20 protein-coding genes are annotated in these 21,619 nt (G+C 70.8%); 18 read left to right on the plus strand and 2 right to left on the minus strand.

The genetic code is table 11. From position 1 onward, the window contains the following. Positions 1-17: 17 nt before the first annotated feature. The 3 genes from ACT1U9_RS26560 to nusB are packed head-to-tail and all read left to right on the plus strand — an operon-like array spanning position 18 to position 2,184. Positions 18-1,124: an aminopeptidase P family protein gene (locus tag ACT1U9_RS26560; protein WP_188271516.1), complete on the plus strand. Its 1,107-nt coding sequence runs from the start codon at positions 18-20 to the stop codon at positions 1,122-1,124. Positions 1,125-1,183: 59 nt separating this feature from the next. Next, positions 1,184-1,750 carry an elongation factor P gene (gene efp, locus ACT1U9_RS26565; protein ID WP_444535147.1) on the plus strand — a complete coding sequence of 189 codons (567 nt, stop codon included), beginning with the start codon at positions 1,184-1,186 and terminating at the stop codon, positions 1,748-1,750. Positions 1,751-1,752: 2 nt separating this feature from the next. Further along, positions 1,753-2,184, plus strand: coding sequence for a transcription antitermination factor NusB (gene nusB / locus ACT1U9_RS26570; RefSeq protein ID WP_188271514.1), 432 nt, complete (start codon positions 1,753-1,755; stop codon positions 2,182-2,184). Positions 2,185-2,363: 179 nt separating this feature from the next. On the opposite strand, the gene bldD is transcribed toward nusB, so the two are convergent. Continuing rightward, positions 2,364-2,864, minus strand: a complete 501-nt coding sequence (gene bldD, locus ACT1U9_RS26575) for a transcriptional regulator BldD (RefSeq protein ID WP_067155757.1) — start codon at positions 2,862-2,864, stop codon at positions 2,364-2,366. A gap of 227 nt (positions 2,865-3,091) precedes the next feature. Between bldD and pyrR the strand changes: the two genes are divergently transcribed. The 14 genes from pyrR (at position 3,092) to ACT1U9_RS26645 (ending at position 19,623) form a co-directional block, all read left to right on the plus strand. Continuing rightward, positions 3,092-3,667, plus strand: coding sequence for a bifunctional pyr operon transcriptional regulator/uracil phosphoribosyltransferase PyrR (pyrR, locus tag ACT1U9_RS26580; RefSeq protein ID WP_188271513.1), 576 nt, complete (start codon positions 3,092-3,094; stop codon positions 3,665-3,667). Between the two features lie 96 nt (positions 3,668-3,763). Then, positions 3,764-4,744: an aspartate carbamoyltransferase catalytic subunit gene (locus tag ACT1U9_RS26585; protein WP_444535148.1), complete on the plus strand. Its 981-nt coding sequence runs from the start codon at positions 3,764-3,766 to the stop codon at positions 4,742-4,744. 2 nt (positions 4,745-4,746) lie between these two features. Then, complete coding sequence (locus ACT1U9_RS26590) at positions 4,747-6,033, plus strand: dihydroorotase (RefSeq protein ID WP_444535149.1); 1,287 nt, start codon at positions 4,747-4,749, stop codon at positions 6,031-6,033. Next, complete coding sequence (locus ACT1U9_RS26595) at positions 6,030-6,620, plus strand: PH-like domain-containing protein (RefSeq protein WP_444535150.1); 591 nt, start codon at positions 6,030-6,032, stop codon at positions 6,618-6,620. Before ACT1U9_RS26590 ends, ACT1U9_RS26595 begins: the two co-directional genes overlap by 4 nt. Then, on the plus strand, positions 6,617-7,759 hold the full coding sequence (gene carA, locus ACT1U9_RS26600; RefSeq protein ID WP_444535151.1) for a glutamine-hydrolyzing carbamoyl-phosphate synthase small subunit: 1,143 nt from the start codon (positions 6,617-6,619) through the stop codon (positions 7,757-7,759). The genes ACT1U9_RS26595 and carA overlap by 4 nt, the downstream gene beginning before the upstream one ends. After that, positions 7,752-11,060, plus strand: a complete 3,309-nt coding sequence (gene carB / locus ACT1U9_RS26605) for a carbamoyl-phosphate synthase large subunit (RefSeq protein ID WP_444535152.1) — start codon at positions 7,752-7,754, stop codon at positions 11,058-11,060. The genes carA and carB overlap by 8 nt, the downstream gene beginning before the upstream one ends. 56 nt (positions 11,061-11,116) lie before the next feature. Continuing rightward, positions 11,117-12,226, plus strand: coding sequence for a quinone-dependent dihydroorotate dehydrogenase (locus ACT1U9_RS26610; protein WP_444535153.1), 1,110 nt, complete (start codon positions 11,117-11,119; stop codon positions 12,224-12,226). Continuing rightward, on the plus strand, positions 12,223-13,077 hold the full coding sequence (gene pyrF, locus ACT1U9_RS26615; protein WP_444535154.1) for an orotidine-5'-phosphate decarboxylase: 855 nt from the start codon (positions 12,223-12,225) through the stop codon (positions 13,075-13,077). Before ACT1U9_RS26610 ends, pyrF begins: the two co-directional genes overlap by 4 nt. A 276-nt stretch (positions 13,078-13,353) precedes the next feature. After that, positions 13,354-13,677, plus strand: a complete 324-nt coding sequence (locus ACT1U9_RS26620) for an integration host factor (RefSeq protein ID WP_188275113.1) — start codon at positions 13,354-13,356, stop codon at positions 13,675-13,677. A 38-nt stretch (positions 13,678-13,715) separates the two neighbouring features. Further along, entirely contained in the window at positions 13,716-14,309 is a 594-nt protein-coding gene (gene gmk, locus ACT1U9_RS26625) for a guanylate kinase (RefSeq protein WP_188275112.1), read from the plus strand. A gap of 27 nt (positions 14,310-14,336) precedes the next feature. Beyond that, positions 14,337-14,609, plus strand: a complete 273-nt coding sequence (gene rpoZ, locus ACT1U9_RS26630; RefSeq protein ID WP_003970369.1) for a DNA-directed RNA polymerase subunit omega — start codon at positions 14,337-14,339, stop codon at positions 14,607-14,609. Between the two features lie 78 nt (positions 14,610-14,687). Next, positions 14,688-15,905: a bifunctional phosphopantothenoylcysteine decarboxylase/phosphopantothenate--cysteine ligase CoaBC gene (coaBC, locus tag ACT1U9_RS26635; RefSeq protein WP_444535155.1), complete on the plus strand. Its 1,218-nt coding sequence runs from the start codon at positions 14,688-14,690 to the stop codon at positions 15,903-15,905. Positions 15,906-16,146: 241 nt separating this feature from the next. After that, positions 16,147-17,355: a methionine adenosyltransferase gene (gene metK, locus ACT1U9_RS26640; protein WP_444535156.1), complete on the plus strand. Its 1,209-nt coding sequence runs from the start codon at positions 16,147-16,149 to the stop codon at positions 17,353-17,355. A 117-nt stretch (positions 17,356-17,472) separates the two neighbouring features. Next, positions 17,473-19,623, plus strand: a complete 2,151-nt coding sequence (locus tag ACT1U9_RS26645; protein ID WP_444535157.1) for a primosomal protein N' — start codon at positions 17,473-17,475, stop codon at positions 19,621-19,623. Positions 19,624-19,777: 154 nt separating this feature from the next. Here ACT1U9_RS26645 and ACT1U9_RS26650 read toward each other — a convergent pair whose 3' ends face one another. Then, on the minus strand, positions 19,778-20,308 hold the full coding sequence (locus tag ACT1U9_RS26650; RefSeq protein ID WP_188275108.1) for a hypothetical protein: 531 nt from the start codon (positions 20,306-20,308) through the stop codon (positions 19,778-19,780). 325 nt (positions 20,309-20,633) lie between these two features. Between ACT1U9_RS26650 and fmt the strand changes: the two genes are divergently transcribed. Next, a complete protein-coding gene (gene fmt / locus ACT1U9_RS26655) occupies positions 20,634-21,563 on the plus strand; it encodes a methionyl-tRNA formyltransferase (RefSeq protein ID WP_444535158.1) in 930 nt (309 codons plus the stop codon). The last annotated feature ends 56 nt before the right edge of the window (positions 21,564-21,619 follow it).

Below are 21,619 nucleotides of genomic sequence, written 5' to 3' on the forward strand. Positions count from 1 at the left end.
CCAAATACGCTCGACGCATGTCAGAGGTGTACGCGGCCCGCCGCGCATGGCTACGCGACCGCTGCGCGGCCGCGGGGAGCGCCGCCGCGCTGGTCTCCCGCTCGGCGAACGTCCGCTATCTCGCGGGCGGCGCCCCGCCCCGAGCCGTACTACTGCTCGGCCCCGCCGAGGACGTACTGCTGTGCCCCCGCACGCCCACCGGCGACCTCGTGGAGGGCCGGCTCGACGAGCATCTACGGGTCACCGTGCTGCCCACCCCCTCGGGCGACCCGGCGGTGGCCGCAGCCGACCTCGCCCAGACGTCCGGCGCCGACTCGCTGAGCGTCGAGGAGCACGACCTGACCGTGGTCCGCCACCGCGCGCTCGGCTCGGTCGCGCCCCGGCTGCTCCTGGGCGACCTCGGGGGAGCGGTGGAGCAGCGGCGGCTCGTCAAGGACGAGGAGGAGATCGCCTGTCTGCGGATCGCCGCCGAGATCACCGACCAGGCGCTCGGCGAGCTCCTGGAGTCGATCCTGGTGGGCCGCACCGAACGCCATCTCGCCCTGGAGCTGGAGCGCCGCCTCGTCGACCACGGCGCCGACGGCCCGGCCTTCACCACCTCCGTCGGCACCGGCCCCAACTCCGGCCGGGGCGGCCACCGCCCCTCGGACCGCCGCGTCGAGGAGGGTGACTTCCTCTCCGTGTGCCTGGGCGCCACGTATCGCGGCTACCGCTGCGAGATCGGCCGTACGTTCGTCATCGGGACGACCCCGGCCGACTGGCAGATCGAGCTCTACGAGGTCGTCTTCGCCGCTCAGCGGGCCGGCCGGGAGGCGCTGGCGCCGGGCGCGGAGTACCGGGCGGTGGACCGCGCGGCACGTCAGGTGCTGGACGCGGCGGGGCACGCGGAGGGCCTGGGAGCGTGCACCGGACACGGCGTGGGCCTCGAAATCGACGAGGACCCGCAGCTCGCACCTGGAGCCATGGGTAAACTGGACGCTTGCGTGCCGGTCACCGTCGAACCGGGGGTCCACCTCCCGGGCCGGGGTGGTGTCCGAATCGATGACACGCTCGTCGTCCGTCCCGAGGCGGACGGCGGGCCAGAGCTACTCACCATTACGACCAAGGAACTGCTCGCGCTCTAGCACCGCTGTGAACGCGCACCCTCGGTCCCACCAGCTTCAGTCCAGGAGATTCCGCAACCGTGGCTTCCACGAACGACCTCAAGAACGGCATGGTGCTCAAGCTCGACGGGGGCCAGCTCTGGTCCGTCGTCGAGTTCCAGCACGTCAAGCCCGGCAAGGGCCCGGCCTTCGTGCGCACCAAGCTCAAGCACGTGCTCTCCGGCAAGGTCGTCGACAAGACCTTCAACGCCGGTACGAAGGTCGAGACGGCCACCATCGACCGCCGCGACATGCAGTTCTCCTACATGGACGGCGAGTACTTCGTCTTCATGGACATGGAGACGTACGACCAGCTGCACATCGACCGCAAGAACGTCGGTGACGCCGCCAACTTCCTGATCGAGGGCTTCACCGCCTCCGTGGCGCAGCACGAGGGCGAGGTGCTCTACGTCGAGCTCCCGGCCGCCGTCGAGCTCGTCATCCAGGAGACCGAGCCGGGTGTCCAGGGCGACCGCTCCACCGGTGGCACCAAGCCCGCCACCCTGGAGACCGGCTACCAGATCCAGGTCCCGCTCTTCATCACCACCGGTGAGAAGGTCAAGGTCGACACCCGCAGCAGCGACTACCTCGGCCGGGTGAACAGCTAACCGTGGCTGCCCGGAACAAGGCGCGCAAGCGCGCCTTCCAGATCCTCTTCGAGGCCGACCAGCGCGGTGAGTCCGTGCAGACGGTCCTCGCGGACTGGGTGCGCCACTCTCGGTCCGACGACCGTCAGCCGCCGGTCAACGAGTACACGATGGAGCTCGTCGAGGGGTACGCGCAGCATGTCGCGCGGATCGACGACCTGATCTCCACGTACGCCGTCGACTGGACGCTCGACCGCATGCCGGTCGTCGACCGGAACATCCTGCGGCTCGGCACGTACGAGCTGGTGTGGATGGACGAGACGCCGGACGCCGTCGTGATCGACGAGGCGGTGCAGCTGGCGAAGGAGTTCTCCACGGACGACTCCCCGGCCTTCGTGAACGGGCTGCTGGCCCGCTTCAAGGAGCTCAAGCCGAGTCTTCGCCGGGACGCCTGAGCCTCGGCTCACCCGGCACCCGAAGGGCCCGCCGTACGCACGTACGGCGGGCCCTTCGCCGTACCCGGAGACGAGCGCGGGCATGATCCATGAGGTCGCATGAAAACGCCGCCGGGCCGGCCCGCTCCCTGGGGGATCGGGCCGGCCCGGCGGCACGTTTCTGCTGAGGCGTCAGCGTGTCAGTTGTCCTCGTGGGCGACCGCGCGGCGCGCGTCCGCGTCGAGGACGCCCCAGCTGATCAGCTGCTCGGTGAGAACCGAGGGCGACTGGTCGTAGATGACCGCCAGGGTGCGCAGGTCGTCCTGACGGATCGACAGCACCTTGCCGTTGTAGTCACCCCGCTGGGACTGGATCGTCGCCGCGTACCTCTGCAGCGGGCCCGCCTTCTCCGGCGGGACGTGGGCAAGACGCTCAAGGTCGAGGACGAGCTTCGGCGGCGGCTCGGCCGCGCCGCCGGGCGTGGTGCCCGGAAGCAGCTCCTGGACCGGGACCCCGTAGAAGTCCGCCAGCTCGGCGAGGCGCTGGACGGTCACGGCACGGTCGCCGCGCTCGTACGACCCGACCACGACGGCCTTCCAGCGGCCCTGGGACTTCTCCTCCACGCCGTGGAGGGAGAGGCCCTGCTGGGTGCGGATGGCGCGGAGCTTGGCCCCGAGCTGTTTTGCGTATTCGCTGGACATATAGCTCCCCGGACGCTGGAACACTTTTCGGCTCCGCCGCGTGGCGGTAACTCACTGTGAGGTTACGCAGCGTTACTTGGCTGCGTCAAGCCGAATGGTCCATACCCCCACCCCAGACGGGTGACGACCCCGTGTGAGGACCGGGGAATGCCCTGGTACCGTGGACGGAGTAATTCCGACGTCCTTTAAGGTCCGTCCCGTGAGGCGGAGAAGGAGGTCCGTTTCCTATGGACACGCACCAGACCGATGCGGCGCGCCCCGTGCTCGAGGGCCCCGACATCGCGCGGGTACTGACCCGCATCGCCCACGAGATCGTCGAACGCGCCAAGGGCGCCGACGATGTGGTGCTCCTCGGCATTCCCACCCGGGGCGTCTTCCTGGCCCGCAGGCTGGCCGACAAGCTCGAAGAGATCACCGAAGGCAAGATCCCGGTGGGCTCCCTCGACATCACCATGTACCGGGACGACCTGCGCATGCACCCGCCGCGCGCGCTGGCCCGCACCGAGATCCCCGGTGACGGTGTCGACGGCCGCCTGGTCGTCCTCGTCGACGACGTGCTCTTCTCCGGCCGCACCATCCGCGCGGCCCTCGACGCGCTGAACGACATCGGCCGTCCGCGCGCCGTGCAGCTCGCGGTCCTCGTCGACCGCGGCCACCGCGAACTTCCGATCCGCGCCGACTACGTCGGCAAGAACCTCCCGACGTCGCTGCGGGAGACGGTCAAGGTCCTGCTCGCCGAGGAGGACGGCCGCGACGCCGTGCTGCTCGGTGCCAAGCAGGCCGCTCCGGCCGGCGAGCAGTAAAGCCACCTTCCGTACGGAGTACGGGTCGCACCGTCCCGTACGGCACTTCTGCGCGCCCGCATGCCCAGACCTCCACGATCCTGGAGAAGAACCCAGATGAAGCGTCACCTCATCTCGGCCGCCGACCTCACCCGCGACGACGCCGTGCTCATCCTCGACACCGCCGAAGAGATGGCCCGGGTCGCCGACCGGCCGATAAAGAAGCTCCCCACCCTGCGCGGCCGTACCGTCGTCAACCTCTTCTTCGAGGACTCCACCCGCACCCGGATCTCGTTCGAGGCCGCCGAGAAGCGGCTGTCCGCGGACGTCATCAACTTCACCGCCAAGGGCTCCTCGGTCTCCAAGGGCGAGTCCCTGAAGGACACCGCGCAGACGCTGGAGGCGATGGGCGTGGACGCCGTCGTCATCCGCCACGGCGCCTCCGGCGCGCCCTACCGGCTCGCCACCTCCGACTGGATCGACGCGGCCGTCATCAACGCGGGCGACGGCACCCACCAGCACCCCACCCAGGCCCTGCTCGACGCCTTCACCATGCGCCGCCGCCTGGTCGGCCGGGACGCCGGGCTCGGCCAGGACCTGGCCGGCAAGCGCATCACGATCGTCGGCGACGTGCTGCACAGCCGGGTGGCCCGCTCCAACGTCGACCTGCTGCACACGCTGGGCGCCGAGGTCACCCTGGTGGCCCCGCCCACCCTGCTGCCCGTCGGCGTCGACCACTGGACCTGCGACGTCAGCTACGACCTCGACAGCGTGCTGCCGAAGTCCGACGCGGTGATGATGCTTCGTGTGCAGCGCGAGCGCATGAACGCCGCCTTCTTCCCGACCGAGCGCGAGTACTCGCGGCGGTACGGGCTCGACGGCGAGCGCATGGCCAAGATGCCCGAGCACGGCATCGTGATGCACCCCGGCCCGATGGTCCGCGGCATGGAGATCACCGCCGAGGTCGCCGACTCCGACCGCTGCACCGTCGTCGAGCAGGTCGCCAACGGTGTGCACACCCGGATGGCCGTCCTGTACCTGCTTCTGGGCGGCAACGAGTCCGCCGTCAGTCACGCCCGTACCGAGGAGACGAAGTAATCATGAGCAAGATCCTTATCCGTGGCGCGAAGGTACTCGGCGGCGAAGTCCAGGACGTCCTGATCGACGGCGAGACGATCGCCCAGGTCGGCACCGGCATCGACGCTCAGGACGCGACGGTCATCGAGGCCGACGGCCAGATCCTGCTCCCCGGTCTCGTCGACCTGCACACCCATCTGCGCGAGCCGGGCCGTGAGGACTCCGAGACGGTCCTGACCGGCACCCAGGCCGCCGCGCGCGGCGGGTTCACCTCCGTCTTCGCCATGGCCAACACCTTCCCGGTCGCCGACACCGCGGGCGTCGTCGAGCAGGTCTGGCGCCTCGGCCGCGAGCACGGCTACTGCGATGTTCAGCCCATCGGCGCCGTCACCGTCGGCCTGGAGGGCAAGCAGCTCGCCGAGCTCGGCGCCATGCACGACTCGGCCGCCGGGGTCACCGTCTTCTCCGACGACGGCAAGTGCGTCGACGACGCCGTGATCATGCGCCGCGCCCTGGAGTACGTGAAGGCGTTCGGCGGCGTCGTCGCCCAGCACGCCCAGGAGCCCCGGCTGACCGAGGGCGCCCAGATGAACGAGGGCGTCGTCTCGGCCGAGCTCGGGCTCGGCGGCTGGCCCGCCGTCGCCGAGGAGTCGATCATCGCGCGCGATGTGCTGCTCGCCGAGCACGTCGGCTCCCGCGTCCACATCTGCCACCTCTCCACCGCCGGTTCGGTCGAGATCGTGCGCTGGGCCAAGTCGCGCGGCATCGACGTCACCGCCGAGGTCACCCCGCACCACCTGCTCCTCACCGACGAGCTGGTCCGCTCGTACAACCCGGTCTACAAGGTGAACCCGCCGCTGCGCACCGAGGCCGACGTGATGGCGCTGCGCGAGGCGCTGGCCGACGGCACGATCGACATCGTCGCCACCGACCACGCCCCGCACCCGCACGAGGACAAGGACTGCGAGTGGGCCGCGGCCGCCATGGGCATGGTCGGCCTGGAGACCGCGCTCTCGGTCGTGCAGCACACCATGGTCGACTCGGGCCTGCTCGACTGGGCGGGCGTCGCCGAGCGCATGTCGGTCAAGCCCGCGCGGATCGGCGGCGCCGAGGACCACGGCCGCCCCGTCTCGGCAGGCGAGCCCGCCAACCTCACGCTGGTCGATCCGGCATACCGTGGTCCCGTGAACCCCGCGGGCTTCGCCTCCCGCAGCCGCAACACCCCGTACGAGGGCCGTGAGCTGCCGGGGCGCGTCACCCACACCTTCCTGCGGGGCAGGGCGACGGTCGTGGACGGGAAGCTGGCATGACACCTGCACTCTTCAATCTCGGGGTATCGACGCTGGCCGCCGAGCAGAAGTCGGCCGAAGTGACGCACTGGGGGGCCCGGATCGCCTGGGTCGTCGGCGTGCTGATCTTCGTGGGCTTCGTGTACTGGCTGATGCGCCAGGGCTGGAAGTGGCGCGGCACCCTCCAGTCGGACCTGCCGGAGCTGCCCGCCGTGCCCAAGGCGACCGGCCCGGCGACACTGAGCATGAGCGGCCGCTACCACGGCTCCACCACGGCCGGGCAGTGGCTCGACCGGATCGTCGCGCACGGTCTGGGCGTCCGCAGCAAGGCCGAGCTCACCCTGTCGGCCGAGGGCGTACACGTCGTACGGCCCGGAGCGAACGACTTCTTCATCCCGGCCGAGGCACTGCGCGAGGCCAGGTCCGAGAAGGCGATCGCCGGAAAGGTGCTCCCGGAGGGCGGCCTGCTGGTCGTCACCTGGGCCCACGGCGACAAGCTGATCGACTCGGGCTTCCGGTCCGACCAGGCGTCCGAGCACGCCGCCTGGATCGAGGCCATCAACTCCATGAACCACCCCACCACCACGACGGAAGGCGCCGCACGATGACGACCTCCACCCGGGGAGCCACAAAGGTTCCCGCAGTACTCGTCCTGGAGGACGGCCGCACGTTCCGCGGCCGCGCCTACGGGGCCACGGGGGTGACGTTCGGCGAGGCCGTGTTCTCCACCGGTATGACCGGCTACCAGGAGACGCTGACCGACCCGTCGTACCACCGCCAGGTCGTCGTGATGACCGCGCCGCACGTCGGCAACACCGGCGTCAACGACGAGGACCCCGAGTCGCAGCGGATCTGGGTCGCCGGTTACGTCGTCCGCGACCCCGCCCGCATCCCGTCCAACTGGCGCGCCCAGCGCTCGCTGGACGAGGAGCTGCGTCACCAGGGCGTCGTCGGGATCTCCGGCATCGACACCCGCGCGCTCACCCGCCATCTGCGCGAGCGCGGCGCGATGCGCGTCGGCATCTTCTCCGGCAACGCGCTGCCCGACGAGGGCACGATGCTCGCCGAGGTGCGCCAGGCGCCCGAGATGCAGGGCGCGGACCTCTCCGCCGAGGTCGCCACCAAGGAGACGTACGTCGTCCCCGCGATCGGCGAGAAGAAGTTCACCGTCGCCGCCGTCGACCTCGGCATCAAGGGCATGACCCCGCACCGGATGGCCGAGCGCGGCATCGAGGTGCACGTGCTGCCCGCGACCGCCACCGTCGAGGACGTGTACGCGGTCGACCCGGACGGCGTGTTCTTCTCCAACGGCCCCGGCGACCCGTCCACCGCCGACGGCCCGGTGGCCGTCATGAAGGCGGTCCTGGAGCGCAAGACCCCGCTCTTCGGCATCTGCTTCGGCAACCAGATCCTGGGCCGCGCGCTCGGCTTCGGCACGTACAAGCTGAAGTACGGCCACCGCGGCATCAACCAGCCGGTGCAGGACCGTACGACCGGCAAGGTCGAGGTCACCGCGCACAACCACGGCTTCGCCGTCGACGCCCCGCTCGACAAGGTCTCCGACACGCCGTACGGGCGTGCCGAGGTCTCCCACGTCTGTCTGAACGACCAGGTCGTCGAAGGCCTCCAGCTGCTCGACCAGCCGGCCTTCAGCGTCCAGTACCACCCCGAGGCGGCCGCCGGCCCGCACGATGCCGCGTACCTGTTCGACCGCTTCGTTTCCCTGATGGAGGGCCAGCGTGCCTAAGCGCTCCGATATCCAGTCCGTCCTGGTCATCGGCTCCGGCCCGATCGTCATCGGTCAGGCCGCCGAGTTCGACTACTCCGGCACCCAGGCCTGCCGCATCCTCAAGGCCGAGGGCCTGCGCGTCATCCTGGTGAACTCGAATCCGGCGACGATCATGACCGACCCGGAGATCGCCGACGCCACGTACGTGGAGCCGATCACGCCGGAGTTCGTGGAGAAGATCATCGCGAAGGAGCGCCCGGACGCGCTGCTGCCGACGCTGGGTGGTCAGACGGCGTTGAACACGGCGATCTCCATGCATGAGAACGGTGTGCTGGAGAAGTACGGCGTGGAGTTGATCGGCGCGAACGTCGAGGCGATCAACAAGGGTGAGGACCGGGACCTGTTCAAGGGTGTGGTCGAGGCCGTCAAGGCGAAGATCGGTTACGGCGAGTCCGCTCGCTCGGTGATCTGCCACACGATGGACGAGGTGATCGCCGGTGTGGACACCCTCGGCGGCTACCCCGTCGTGGTCCGCCCCTCGTTCACGATGGGCGGCGCCGGTTCCGGCTTCGCGCACGACGAGGACGAGCTGCGCCGTATCGCCGGGCAGGGTCTCACTTTGTCGCCGACCACCGAGGTGCTGCTGGAGGAGTCGATCCTGGGGTGGAAGGAGTACGAGCTGGAGCTGATGCGCGACAAGAGTGACAACGTCGTGGTCGTCTGCTCGATCGAGAACTTCGACCCGATGGGTGTGCACACCGGTGACTCGATCACGGTGGCCCCGGCGATGACGCTCACCGACCGCGAGTACCAGCGGCTGCGGGACATCGGTATTGCGATCATCCGCGAGGTCGGTGTGGATACGGGTGGCTGCAACATCCAGTTCGCGATCGACCCGGTCGACGGCCGCGTCATCGTGATCGAGATGAACCCGCGTGTGTCGCGGTCCTCCGCTTTGGCGTCGAAGGCGACGGGTTTCCCGATCGCGAAGATCGCGGCGAAGCTCGCCATCGGCTACACGCTCGATGAGGTGCCGAACGACATCACGGAGAAGACCCCGGCCTCGTTCGAGCCGACCCTCGACTATGTCGTGGTGAAGGCCCCGCGGTTCGCGTTCGAGAAGTTCCCGTCCGCTGATTCGACGCTGACGACGACGATGAAGTCGGTGGGTGAGGCGATGGCGATCGGCCGGAACTTCACCGAGGCCCTGCAGAAGGCGCTGCGGTCTTTGGAGAAGAAGGGCTCGCAGTTCGCCTTCACCGGCCCCGTCGGCGACAAGGCCGAGCTGCTGGCCGAGGCCGTCCGTCCCACCGACGGGCGGATCAACACGGTCATGCAGGCGATCCGTGCCGGTGCCACCCCCGACGAGGTCTTCGACGCGACGAAGATCGATCCGTGGTTCGTGGACCAGCTGTTCCTGATCAAGGAGATCGCGGACGAGCTGGCCGGTGCTGAGCGTCTGGACGTCGACCTGCTCGCGGAAGCGAAGCGGCACGGCTTCTCCGACGCCCAGATCGCCGAGATCCGGGGCCTGCGCGAGGACGTGGTGCGCGAGGTCCGCCACGCCCTGGGCGTGCGCCCCGTCTACAAGACCGTCGATACGTGTGCGGCGGAGTTCGCGGCGAAGACCCCGTACTTCTACTCCTCCTACGACGAGGAGTCCGAAGTCGCCCCGCGTGAGAAGCCCGCAGTGATCATTCTCGGCTCCGGGCCGAACCGGATCGGTCAGGGCATCGAGTTCGACTACTCGTGCGTCCACGCCTCCTTCGCGCTCAGCGATGCGGGTTTTGAGACGGTGATGGTCAACTGCAACCCGGAGACCGTCTCCACCGACTACGACACCTCCGACCGTCTCTACTTCGAGCCCCTCACCCTCGAAGACGTGCTGGAGATCGTCCACGCCGAGACCCTCGCGGGCCCGGTGGCGGGTGTGATCGTGCAGCTCGGCGGCCAGACCCCCCTCGGCCTGTCGCAAGCACTGAAGGACAACGGCGTCCCCGTCGTGGGCACCTCGCCGGAGGCGATCCACGCCGCCGAGGACCGCGGCGCCTTCGGCCGCGTGCTGGCGGAGGCGGGGCTGCCGGCGCCCAAGCACGGCACCGCCACCACCTTCGCGGACGCGAAGGCCATCGCCGACGAGATCGGCTACCCCGTCCTGGTCCGGCCCTCCTACGTGCTGGGTGGACGCGGTATGGAGATCGTCTACGACGAGGAGCGACTGTCCTCCTACATCGCCGAGTCGACGGAGATTTCCCCGACCCGCCCCGTGCTGGTGGACCGCTTCCTGGACGACGCGATCGAGATCGACGTGGACGCCCTCTACGACGGGACCGAGCTCTACCTCGGCGGCGTCATGGAGCACATCGAGGAGGCCGGTATCCACTCCGGTGACTCCGCCTGCGCCCTGCCCCCCATCACCCTGGGCGGGCACGACATCAAGCGCCTGCGGGCCTCAACGGAGGCCATCGCCAAGGGCGTTGGCGTCCGGGGTCTGATCAACATCCAGTTCGCGATGGCCGGGGACATCCTCTACGTCCTGGAAGCCAACCCCCGCGCCTCCCGCACGGTCCCCTTCACCTCCAAGGCCACCGCCGTCCCGCTCGCCAAGGCCGCCGCCCGCATCAGCCTCGGCGCCACCATCGCCGAGCTGCGCGAAGAGGGTCTGCTCCCGAAGAACGGTGACGGCGGGACGCTGCCGCTGGACGCGCCGATCTCCGTCAAGGAAGCCGTCATGCCCTGGAGCCGCTTCCGCGACGTCCACGGCCGCGGCGTCGACACCGTCCTCGGCCCGGAGATGCGCTCCACCGGCGAAGTCATGGGCATCGACACCGTCTTCGGCACCGCCTACGCCAAGTCCCAGGCCGGCGCCTACGGTCCGCTGCCGACCAAGGGACGCGCCTTCATCTCGGTCGCCAACCGCGACAAGCGCACCATGATCTTCCCCGCCCGCGAACTCGTCGCCCACGGCTTCGAACTCCTCGCCACCTCCGGCACCGCCGAAGTCCTCAAGCGCAACGGCATCAACGCCACCGTCGTACGCAAGCAGTCCGAAGGCGAAGGCCCGAACGGCGAGAAGACCATCGTCCAGCTCATCCACGACGGCCAGGTCGACCTCATCGTCAACACCCCCTACGGCACCGGCGGCCGCCTCGACGGCTACGAAATCCGCACCGCGGCGGTGGCCCGCTCCGTACCGTGTCTGACCACCGTCCAGGCACTCGCAGCAGCCGTCCAGGGCATCGACGCGCTCAACCACGGTGACGTGGGCGTCCGTTCGCTCCAGGAACACGCGGAACACCTGACCGCGGCCCGCGACTAGCAACCGCCCGAGGGGGACACCGGAAACGGTGTCCCCCTCCGCATGAGGACACCGACATGTACAAGCTGTTCTTCAATCTCGTCTTCAAGCGGATGGACCCGGAGCAGGCCCACCACATGGCCTTCCGCTGGATCCGTCTGGCGGCCCGCGTCCCCGTGCTGCGCACGTTCGTCGCGGCCGCGCTGGCGCCCCGCTACAAGGAGCTGCGCACCGAGGCGTTCGGGCTGCGCATGCACGGCCCGTTCGGCCTCGCCGCGGGCTTCGACAAGAACGCCGTGGCGATCGACGGCATGGCGATGCTCGGCTTCGACCACATCGAGATCGGCACCGTCACGGGGGAGGCCCAGCCGGGCAACCCCAAGAAGCGGCTGTTCCGCCTTGTGCCGGACCGCGCGCTGATCAACCGCATGGGCTTCAACAACGAGGGTTCGGCGGCCGTGGCCGAGCGCCTGGCGGCCCGCAAGGCCGTCTTCCGTACGACGGTCGGCGTCAACATCGGCAAGACCAAGGTCGTACCGGAGGCGGAGGCCGCCGCCGACTACGTGAAGTCGACCGAGCGCCTGGCCGCGTACGCCGACTACCTGGTCGTGAACGTCTCCTCGCCGAACACGCCGGGGCTGCGCAACCTCCAGGCGACCGAGTCGCTGCGGCCGCTGCTCACGGCCGTGCGCGAGGCCGCCGACCGCACGGTGACCACGCGGCGGGTGCCGCTGCTCGTCAAGATCGCCCCCGACCTCGCGGACGAGGACGTGGACGCGGTCGCGGACCTGGCGGTCGAGCTCGGTCTGGACGGCATCATCGCCACCAACACCACCATCGCGCGCGAGGGCCTCGGCCTGACCTCGGACCCGGCGCTGGTGAAGGAGACCGGCGGGCTGTCCGGCGCGCCCCTCAAGGAGCGCTCCCTGGTGGTCCTGAGCCGCCTCTACGCGCGCGTGGGCGACCGGATCACCCTGGTGGGCGTCGGCGGCGTGGAGAGCGCCGAGGACGCCTGGCAGCGGATCCTCGCCGGGGCCACCCTGGTCCAGGGGTACAGCGCGTTCATCTACGAGGGCCCCTTCTGGGGCCGGGCGGTCCACAAGGGCCTCGCGGCCCGGCTCGCCGCCTCCCCGTACGCCACCCTCGCCGAGGCCGTCGGCGCCGACACCCGAAAGGCGAACGCATGAGCACCAGCAGCACCTTGGAGCCCTTCGGCGCGCGCCTGCGCCGCGCGATGGACGAGCGCGGGCCGCTCTGCGTCGGCATCGACCCGCACGCCTCGCTGCTCGCCGACTGGGGTCTGAACGACGACGTCGCGGGCCTGGAGCGGTTCTCGCGGACGGTCGTCGAGGCGCTGGCCGACCACGTCGCCGTCTTCAAGCCACAGGCCGCCTTCTTCGAGCGGTTCGGCTCGCGGGGCATCGCGGTCCTGGAGAGGACCGTCGCGGACGCCCGCGCGGCCGGCACGCTGGTTCTGATGGACGCCAAGCGCGGCGACATCGGCTCCACGATGGCCGCGTACGCCGAGACGTTCCTGCGGCCGGGCTCGCCGCTGTTCTCGGACGCGCTCACCGTCTCGCCCTACCTCGGTTACGGCTCGCTCAAGCCCGCCGTGGAGCTGGCCCGCGAGAGCGGCGCCGGGCTCTTCGTGCTCGCCCTCACCTCCAACCCGGAGGGCGCGGAGGTCCAGCGCGCGGTGCGCGAGGACGGCCGCACGATCGGCGCGACGATGCTGGCGCACCTGGCGGACGAGAACGCGGGCGCGGTCCCGATGGGCTCGTTCGGCGCGGTGGTCGGGGCGACCCTTGGCGACTTGTCGACTTTCGACCTGGACATCAACGGCCCGCTGCTCGCTCCGGGCATCGGGGTGCAGGGCGCCAAGGCCTCCGACCTTCCGGCGGTGTTCGGCGCGGCCGTCCGCAATGTCGTCCCGAACGTGAGCCGGGGTGTTCTGCGTCACGGTCCCGACGCCGGCGCCCTGCGCGAGTCCGCGGCCCTTTTCGCGGACGAGATCCGCACCGCCGTGGCCTCGGCCTGACGGTCCTTCGGGTCCGGCATTCGGACTCGGGCGTCGAATGTTGACGCATTCCTTACCCAAAACCCGGGTGTTATGTCGCGAATGTCCTGGTCGGCAGAGGCTGACCAGGACTTTTCGCTTGTTCTCGCTGACTGGAGCGGTCTAGGCCGCTAGTCTCCGACGAGAGCAGCGACGAGCGAACGGGCGTTGTGCGTCGCTCGTTGCTCGCCTGGTGTGGGGCGACTAGGTTCCTCACCGGTCCGTATCCGACAGTTCGACATCCGAGGTGACGTAGGCGTGGCTCTTCCGCCCCTTACCCCTGAACAGCGCGCAGCCGCGCTCGAAAAGGCCGCCGCGGCTCGCCGGGAGCGGGCCGAGGTCAAGAATCGACTCAAGCACTCCGGTGCCTCCCTCCACGAGGTCATCCAGCAGGGACAGAAGAACGACGTCATCGGCAAGATGAAGGTCTCCGCGCTCCTGGAGTCCCTGCCGGGCGTGGGCAAGGTCCGCGCCAAGCAGATCATGGAGCGGCTGGGGATCTCCGAGAGCCGCCGAGTGCGGGGTCTCGGCTCCAACCAGATCGCATCCCTTGAGCGCGAGTTCGGCGGCGCCGGGGCCTGACGTTCCGGGCACCCCCGGGAAGCTGGAATAATCGCTGCATGGCAGTAGCACCCCGGGGGTCATCCCCCGTACCCCCGGACGCACGTCCGCGGCTGACCGTGCTCTCCGGCCCGTCAGGGGTCGGCAAGAGCACGGTCGTCGCTCATATGCGCAAGGTCCACCCCGAGGTCTGGCTCTCGGTGTCGGCGACGACCCGCAAGCCGCGCCCCGGCGAGCGGCACGGCGTCCACTATTTCTTCGTGGACGACGAGGAATTCGACAAGATGGTCGCCAACGGCGAACTTCTTGAGTGGGCCGAATTCGCGGGCAACCGCTACGGCACGCCGCGCCGCGCCGTTCTTGAGCGTCTGGAGGCCGGGGAGCCGGTTCTCCTGGAGATCGACCTCCAGGGCGCCCGGCTGGTGCGCGAGTCGATGCCGGAGGCGCTGCTCGTCTTCCTGGCCCCGCCGAGCTGGGACGAGCTGGTCCGCCGGCTCACCGGCCGGGGGACCGAGGCGCCCGACGTGATCGAGCGCCGGCTCGCCGCCGCGAAGGTCGAACTGGCCGCCGAGGCCGAGTTCGATACGACCCTGGTCAATACCTCCGTCGAGGATGTAGCTCGTGAGCTGCTAGCCTTGATGAAAGTTCTTTGATCTTTAATCCCCTTCGGAAGGCAGAGAGTGTCCTCTTCCATCACCACGCCCGAGGGCATCATCAACCCGCCGATTGATGAGCTGCTTGAAGCAACCGACTCGAAGTACAGCCTCGTGATCTACGCCGCCAAGCGCGCGCGCCAGATCAACGCGTACTACTCGCAGCTCGGCGAGGGCCTGCTGGAGTACGTCGGCCCGCTGGTGGACACCCACGTCCACGAGAAGCCGCTCTCGATCGCGCTTCGCGAGATCAACGCGGGTCTGCTGACCTCCGAGGCCATCGAGGGCCCGGCCCAGTAAGGCCTCCGTACGTGTGACCACAGGCCCGGCAGCGCGACTGCCGGGCCTGTGGTGTGTCATTGGGGAGTACGTATCCGAATGCGGGGAGACGCGGTGGACAAGCCGAAGGTCGTTCTGGGGGTCAGCGGCGGGATCGCCGCCTACAAGGCGTGCGAGCTGCTGCGCCGGCTGACCGAGTCCGGGCACGACACCCGGGTGGTGCCGACCGCGTCGGCGCTGCACTTCGTGGGGGCCGCCACTTGGTCGGCGCTCTCCGGGCACCCCGTGTCCACCGAGGTCTGGGACGACGTCCACCAGGTCCCGCACGTACGGATCGGCCAGGCGGCCGACCTGGTGGTGGTGGCCCCGGCCACCGCCGACATGCTGGCCAAGGCCGCCCACGGCCTCGCCGACGACCTGCTCACCAACACCCTGCTCACCGCCCGCTGTCCGGTGATCTTCGCGCCCGCGATGCACACCGAGATGTGGGAGCACCCCGCGACCCAGGAGAACGTGGCGACGCTGCGCCGCCGGGGCGCGGTCGTCATCGAGCCCGCCGTCGGCCGCCTCACCGGCGTCGACACCGGCAAGGGACGGCTCCCCGAGCCCGCCGAGATCTTCGAGGTCTGCCGCCGGGTCCTTGCCCGGGGGACCGGCGAGCGGGACCTGGAGGGCCGCCATGTGGTGGTCAGCGCGGGCGGCACGCGCGAGCCGCTGGACCCGGTCCGCTATCTGGGGAACCGTTCCTCCGGAAAGCAGGGGTACGCCCTGGCGCGCACCGCCGTCGCCCGTGGCGCCCGGGTCACGCTGATCGAGGCCAACACCGGGCTGCCCGATCCGGCGGGCGCGGACGTGGTCCATGTGGGGACCGCCGTTCAACTGCGGGAGGCGGTTCTGAAGGCCGCGTCCGACGCGGACGCGGTGGTCATGGCCGCCGCCGTGGCCGACTTCCGGCCCGAGTCGTACGCCGCCGGGAAGATCAAGAAAAAGGACGGCGAGGAGCCCGCGCCGCTCACCCTCGTGCGTAATCCCGACGTTCTCGCCGAGCTTTCCGGCGACCGGCCGCGCCCCGGGCAGGTGGTCGTCGGCTTCGCCGCCGAGACCGACGACGTGCTCGCCAACGGACGCCGGAAGTTGCAGCGAAAGGGCTGTGACCTGCTGGTTGTCAATGAGGTGGGGGAGCGCAAGACGTTCGGCTCGGAGGAGAACGAGGCGGTCGTCCTGGCCGCCGACGGCTCCGAGACCCCCGTTCCGTACGGCCCGAAGGAAATGCTGGCGGACGTGGTGTGGGATCTCGTCGTGCCGCGTTTCGCGTAAATCCACGTTCGCCCCTCCGGGCGCCCGAAACCCGCCAAAATCAGGTGCCGGAGCCTCTGGTGAGGGCAGATCTTCGTACTGCAGAATGCGGTGTCGCAGGTCACAGAGCTTTCATTGTGCGAGACAAGTGGTCCGTCGACCGGTACCGACCGATAAACTGGTGGTGGAACGACGCCGGGCGCAGCTCCCGGCCCGTCCCACCCATGATCAGCCAGCAGCCGCTGCAACCCCAGGGAGCGTTGTGTCCCGTCGTCTGTTCACCTCGGAGTCTGTGACCGAGGGTCACCCCGACAAGATCGCTGACCAGATCAGCGACACGATCCTCGACGCGCTTCTGCGCGAGGACCCGACCTCCCGGGTCGCCGTGGAGACCCTGATCACCACGGGCCTGGTCCACGTGGCGGGCGAGGTCACGACCAAGGCGTACGCGCCGATCGCCCAGCTCGTCCGCGACAAGATCCTTGAGATCGGCTACGACTCGTCGAAGAAGGGCTTCGACGGCGCGTCCTGCGGCGTCTCGGTCTCCATCGGCGCGCAGTCCCCGGACATCGCGCAGGGTGTCGACACCGCGTACGAGAAGCGGGTCGAGGGCGACGAGGACGAGCTCGACAAGCAGGGCGCGGGCGACCAGGGCCTGATGTTCGGCTACGCGTGCGACGAGACGCCCGAGCTGATGCCGCTCCCGATCCACCTGGCGCACCGCCTGTCGCGCCGCCTGTCCGAGGTCCGCAAGAACGGGACGATCCCGTACCTGCGTCCCGACGGCAAGACCCAGGTCACCATCGAGTACGACGGCGACAAGGCCGTCCGCCTCGACACGGTCGTCGTCTCCTCGCAGCACGCTTCGGACATCGACCTCGATTCGCTGCTCGCGCCCGACATCCGCGAGTTCGTCGTCGAGCACGTCCTGAAGCAGCTCGTCGAGGACGGCATCAAGCTGGACACCGACGGCTACCGCCTGCTGGTGAACCCGACCGGCCGCTTCGAGATCGGCGGCCCGATGGGCGACGCGGGGCTGACCGGCCGCAAGATCATCATCGACACGTACGGCGGCATGGCCCGCCACGGCGGCGGCGCCTTCTCGGGCAAGGACCCGTCCAAGGTCGACCGCTCGGCCGCGTACGCGATGCGCTGGGTCGCCAAGAACGTCGTCGCCGCCGGCCTCGCGGCCCGCTGCGAGGTCCAGGTCGCGTACGCGATCGGCAAGGCCGAGCCGGTCGGTCTCTTCGTCGAGACCTTCGGCACCGCCACAGTCGACACGGACAAGATCGAGACCGCCATCGCCGAGGTCTTCGACCTCCGCCCGGCCGCGATCATCCGCGACCTCGACCTGCTCCGCCCGATCTACGCCCAGACGGCCGCCTACGGCCACTTCGGCCGCGAGCTCCCCGACTTCACCTGGGAGCGCACGGACCGCGTCGACGCGCTGCGCGCGGCAGCGGGCCTGTAGGCCTGTAGGTCATCCGCCTGTACGGCAGCCCCGGACCTGGTGGTCCGGGGCTGCCGTGCATTCGCCCGGCCCGCTCGGCGACCGCCGCTGTCAGTGACGTCTGGTAGGAATTTGGACGTGAGCAGCGAGAACGAGAAGCCGGGTGGGGGCGCCGTGGGGGGCGGTGGGGCGGAGCAGCTTGCGCTCATTCGGGAGACCGTGCGCAAGGCCAAGGTGCCCAAGGCCAAGCCGCGGACCTGGCGGGGGGCCGCGCTGGCCGAGGTGCTGCCTGTTGCCCGGGTCGTGGTGGACAAGGGTGGGGTGCACCTCGACAGGTTCTTCGACTACGCCGTGCCGAAGGAGCTCGACGCCGACGCGCGGCCGGGGGTGCGGGTGCGGGTGCGGTTCGGGGCCGGGTCGCGGAACGTACGGGACGGGCGTCGCGAGGGCGGTGGGCTGATCGACGGGTTCCTGGTCGAGCGGGTGGCCGAGTCCGACTACTCGGGGCCGCTCGCCGCGCTGGCCGGGGTGGTCTCGCCGGAGCCGGTGCTCAGCCCCGCGATGCTGGCGCTCGCCCGGGCCGTGGCCGACCGGTACGCGGGCAGCCTGGCCGATGTGCTGCAGCTTGCCGTGCCGCCGCGCAATGGGAGGGCGGAGAGCAAGCCGTCACCCCCGGCGCCGCAGGCGCCCCCGGTGCCGGACGCCGGGTCGTGGGGGCGGTATGGGAACGGGGCTGCGTTCTTGCGGGCGCTCGCTGCCGGAGGGGTGCCCCGGGCCGTGTGGACCGCGTTGCCCGGGCCCGCGTGGGCCGAGGAGATCGCGCGGGCCGTCGCGGCGACCCTGTCGGGTGGGCGGGGTGCGCTGGTCGTGGTGCCCGACGGGCGCAGTGCCGGGCGGGTCGACGCCGCGCTGACCGCGCTGCTCGGCGAGGGGCGGCATGCGCTGCTGACCGCCGAGTCGGGGCCCGAGAAGCGTTACCGGCAGTGGCTGGCCGTGCGCCGGGGCTCGGTGCGGGCCGTGGTGGGGACGCGGGCCGCGATGTTCGCGCCGGTCGAGAACCTCGGCCTGGTGGTCGTCTGGGAGGACGGCGACTCCAGCCACAGCGACGACCACGCGCCCTTCCCGCACGTACGAGAGGTCCTTGAGCTGCGGTCCGCCCACGACAAGTGCGCGTTCCTGCTGGGGAGTACGAGCTGTACGGTCGAGGCCGCCCAGCTCGTCGAGAGCGGCTGGGCGGCGCCGCTGGTCGCCGACCGCGCCACCATAAGGGCCGCCGCGCCTTTGGTGCGGACCGTCGGCGACGGCGAGCTGGCCCGGGACGAGGCGGCGCGCGCCGCGCGGCTGCCCAGCCTCGCCTGGCAGGCCGTTCGGGAAGGGCTCAAGCACGGGCCGGTGCTCGTACAGGTGCCCCGGCGGGGGTACGTGCCCCGGCTGGCCTGTGAGCGGTGCCGTGCGCCCGCGCGGTGCAGGCACTGTTCGGGGCCCTTGGAGGCGCCGGACGAGCGGGACTTGACGTGCGGGTGGTGCGGGCGGGGCGAGCCCGACTGGCACTGCTCGGAGTGCGGCGGCATACGGCTGCGCGCGAGCGTGGTGGGCGCCCGGCGTACGGCGGAGGAGCTGGGGCGGGCGTTCCCGGCGGTGCCGGTGCGTACGTCGGGGCGCGACCATGTGCTGGACAGCGTGCCCGGACGGCCCGCGCTTGTCGTCTCCACACCCGGCGCCGAGCCGGTCGCCGAGGGCGGTTACGCGGCGGCCCTGCTGCTCGACGGCTGGGCGATGCTCGGGCGGCCCGATCTGCGGGCCGGGGAGGAGGCGCTGCGGCGCTGGATCGGGGCGGCGTCGCTGGTGCGCGGGCAGGAGGAGGGCGGCACGGTGGTCGTCGTCGCCGAGCCGACCCTGCGGCCCGTCCAGGCCCTGGTCCGCTGGGACCCGGTCGGCCACGCGTTGCGCGAGCTCGCCGAACGGGCCGAGCTGGGCTTCCCGCCGGTCTCCCGGATGGCCGAGGTGACGGGCCGTCCGGAGGCCGTGGAGGCGTATCTGGCCAGTGCCCAACTGCCGCCCGACGCCGAGGTGTTGGGGCCGGTCCCGGTGCCCGCGACCGAGCCGGGCCGGGTGCGGCGCCCCGGCGCCCCGCCGGTCGGCGAGGTCTGGGAAAGGGCGTTGCTGCGGGTGCCCCCGGGCAGCGGCTCGGCCCTGGCCGCAGCCCTGAAGACCGCCCAGGCGGGCCGCCTCGCGCGCGGGGGCGGCGATCCGGTGCGGATCAGGGTGGATCCGCCGGACATCGGCTGAGCGGTGCCGGTTGGCGGTCGGCCCGCCCTCAGGTGCCCCGGGCCCACCTTCGCGTGCCCCGCCACGCCCCGTCCTCACCTACGTACGACCGCTACCGCACAGACGGGTGCCCCCGGCGTACGGCACGTACGACAGGGGCACGGAAAGGGGTGGGTCAACCGTTGCGCGGGCCGGGGAACGCCGTGGCGCGGGCCTCCTCGCGGAGCGACTGTGAAGTCGCCGTCGGCTGGGGCGGCATCGAGCGCGCGGCGGGCACCGCGGGGACCCCGGCAGGGACCGGCAGGGCGCGCGGCACGGTCGCCTCGGCGGGACGTTCGGCCTCGGCGGCCTGGGCCGCGGCGCGCCGTGCCCCGTAACGCCGGTGCACCGCCTGCTTGGTGACCCCGAGCGCCGAGCCCACCGCGTCCCACGAGAAGCCCAGGGAGCGGTCGAAGTCGACCGCGGCGGTCACCAGGGTCTCGACGCTGTCCCGCAGCTCCTGGGCGAGCCGGACGGTCGGGGCGGGCGCGCGCCCGTACACGACGAAGCCCGTGGAGGGGCCGGAGCGGCGCGGGCGGTAGACGTTGCCGAGCTGCGCGGTGAGGGTGCGCAGCGCGTCCACCTGCCGGCGGACCCGCTCGATGTCCCGCACCAACAGGTGCAGACTGGCCCGTGCCTGGGCGTCGTGGGTTGCGTGGTCGGCCATGAACAAGCCTCTCGAACCGGCGTTGTTGAAAAGGGATGGGCCGCAGCGCGGCCCGTTTCGGTCAATCTCTCTTGACCAACGCGCCACCTGGTGTTGTGGTCACGCTGCGGGGGCGTATGGGCATATGCAGAGGGCGCGCGACGCTTCGTACGCCCCCACCGTCCGACCCGCCACGCGACCCACCGTCAGACCCACTGCACGACCCGTCATCCGACCCGCCGTCGGACCCCTCCTCGGCTCGTCCCCGGACCCACCACCGGATCGGGCCCACGGGCCTGACACCCCATAGACTGGCGGCGCTCTCTACAAAGCGAGGTATCCCGCAGTGAAGCTCGTCTTCGCAGGCACCCCCGAGGTCGCCGTCCCCGCCCTGGACGCCCTGATCGCCTCCGGCCGGCACGAGGTCGCCGCCGTGGTGACCCGGCCCGACGCTCCCGCCGGGCGCGGCCGGCGCCTGGTGGCCAGCCCCGTCGCCCAGCGCGCGGAGGAGGCCGGCATCGAGGTGCTGAAGCCGGTGAAGCCGCGTGACGAGGAGTTCCTGGCGCGGCTGCGCGAGATCGCCCCGGACTGCTGCCCGGTCGTCGCGTACGGGGCGCTGCTCCCGAAGGTCGCGCTCGACATCCCGGCCCACGGCTGGGTCAATCTGCACTTCTCGCTGCTCCCCGCCTGGCGCGGTGCCGCCCCCGTGCAGCACTCGCTGATGGCGGGCGACGAGATCACCGGCGCCTCGACGTTCCTGATCGAGCAGGGCCTCGACTCGGGTCCGCTGTACGGGACGGTCACCGAGGTCGTACGCCCCACCGACACCAGCGGCGATCTGCTGACCCGGCTCGCCTTCGCGGGCTCCGGGCTGCTCGCCGCGACCATGGACGGCATCGAGGACGGCACGCTCAAGGCCGTTCCGCAGCCCGCCGACGGCATCACGCTCGCCCCGAAGATCACCGTCGAGGACGCGCAGATCGACTGGTCCGCGCCCGCGCTGCGGGTCGACCGGGTCGTGCGCGGCTGCACCCCGGCCCCCGGCGCCTGGACGGTGTTCCGGGGCGAGCGTCTGAAGCTGGTCCAGGCGGTGCCGGTCGCGGACCGTACGGACCTGGCGCCCGGTGAGCTGTCCGCCGGTAAGAACAATGTGTACGTCGGCACCGGCTCGCACGCCGTCGAGCTGCTCTGGGTGCAGCCGCAGGGCAAGAAGCCGATGAAGGGCGCGGACTGGGCGCGCGGCGTGCGCATCGCGCCCGGCGAGCACGTCGGCTGACCCACGCCGCATCGGGGGTGCGACCCGGGTGGGGGCGCGCGGTCAACAGTCGTACG

Origin of the sequence: Streptomyces sp. BR1, from assembly GCF_052373795.1 — a bacterium.
Taxonomy (GTDB): domain Bacteria; phylum Actinomycetota; class Actinomycetes; order Streptomycetales; family Streptomycetaceae; genus Streptomyces.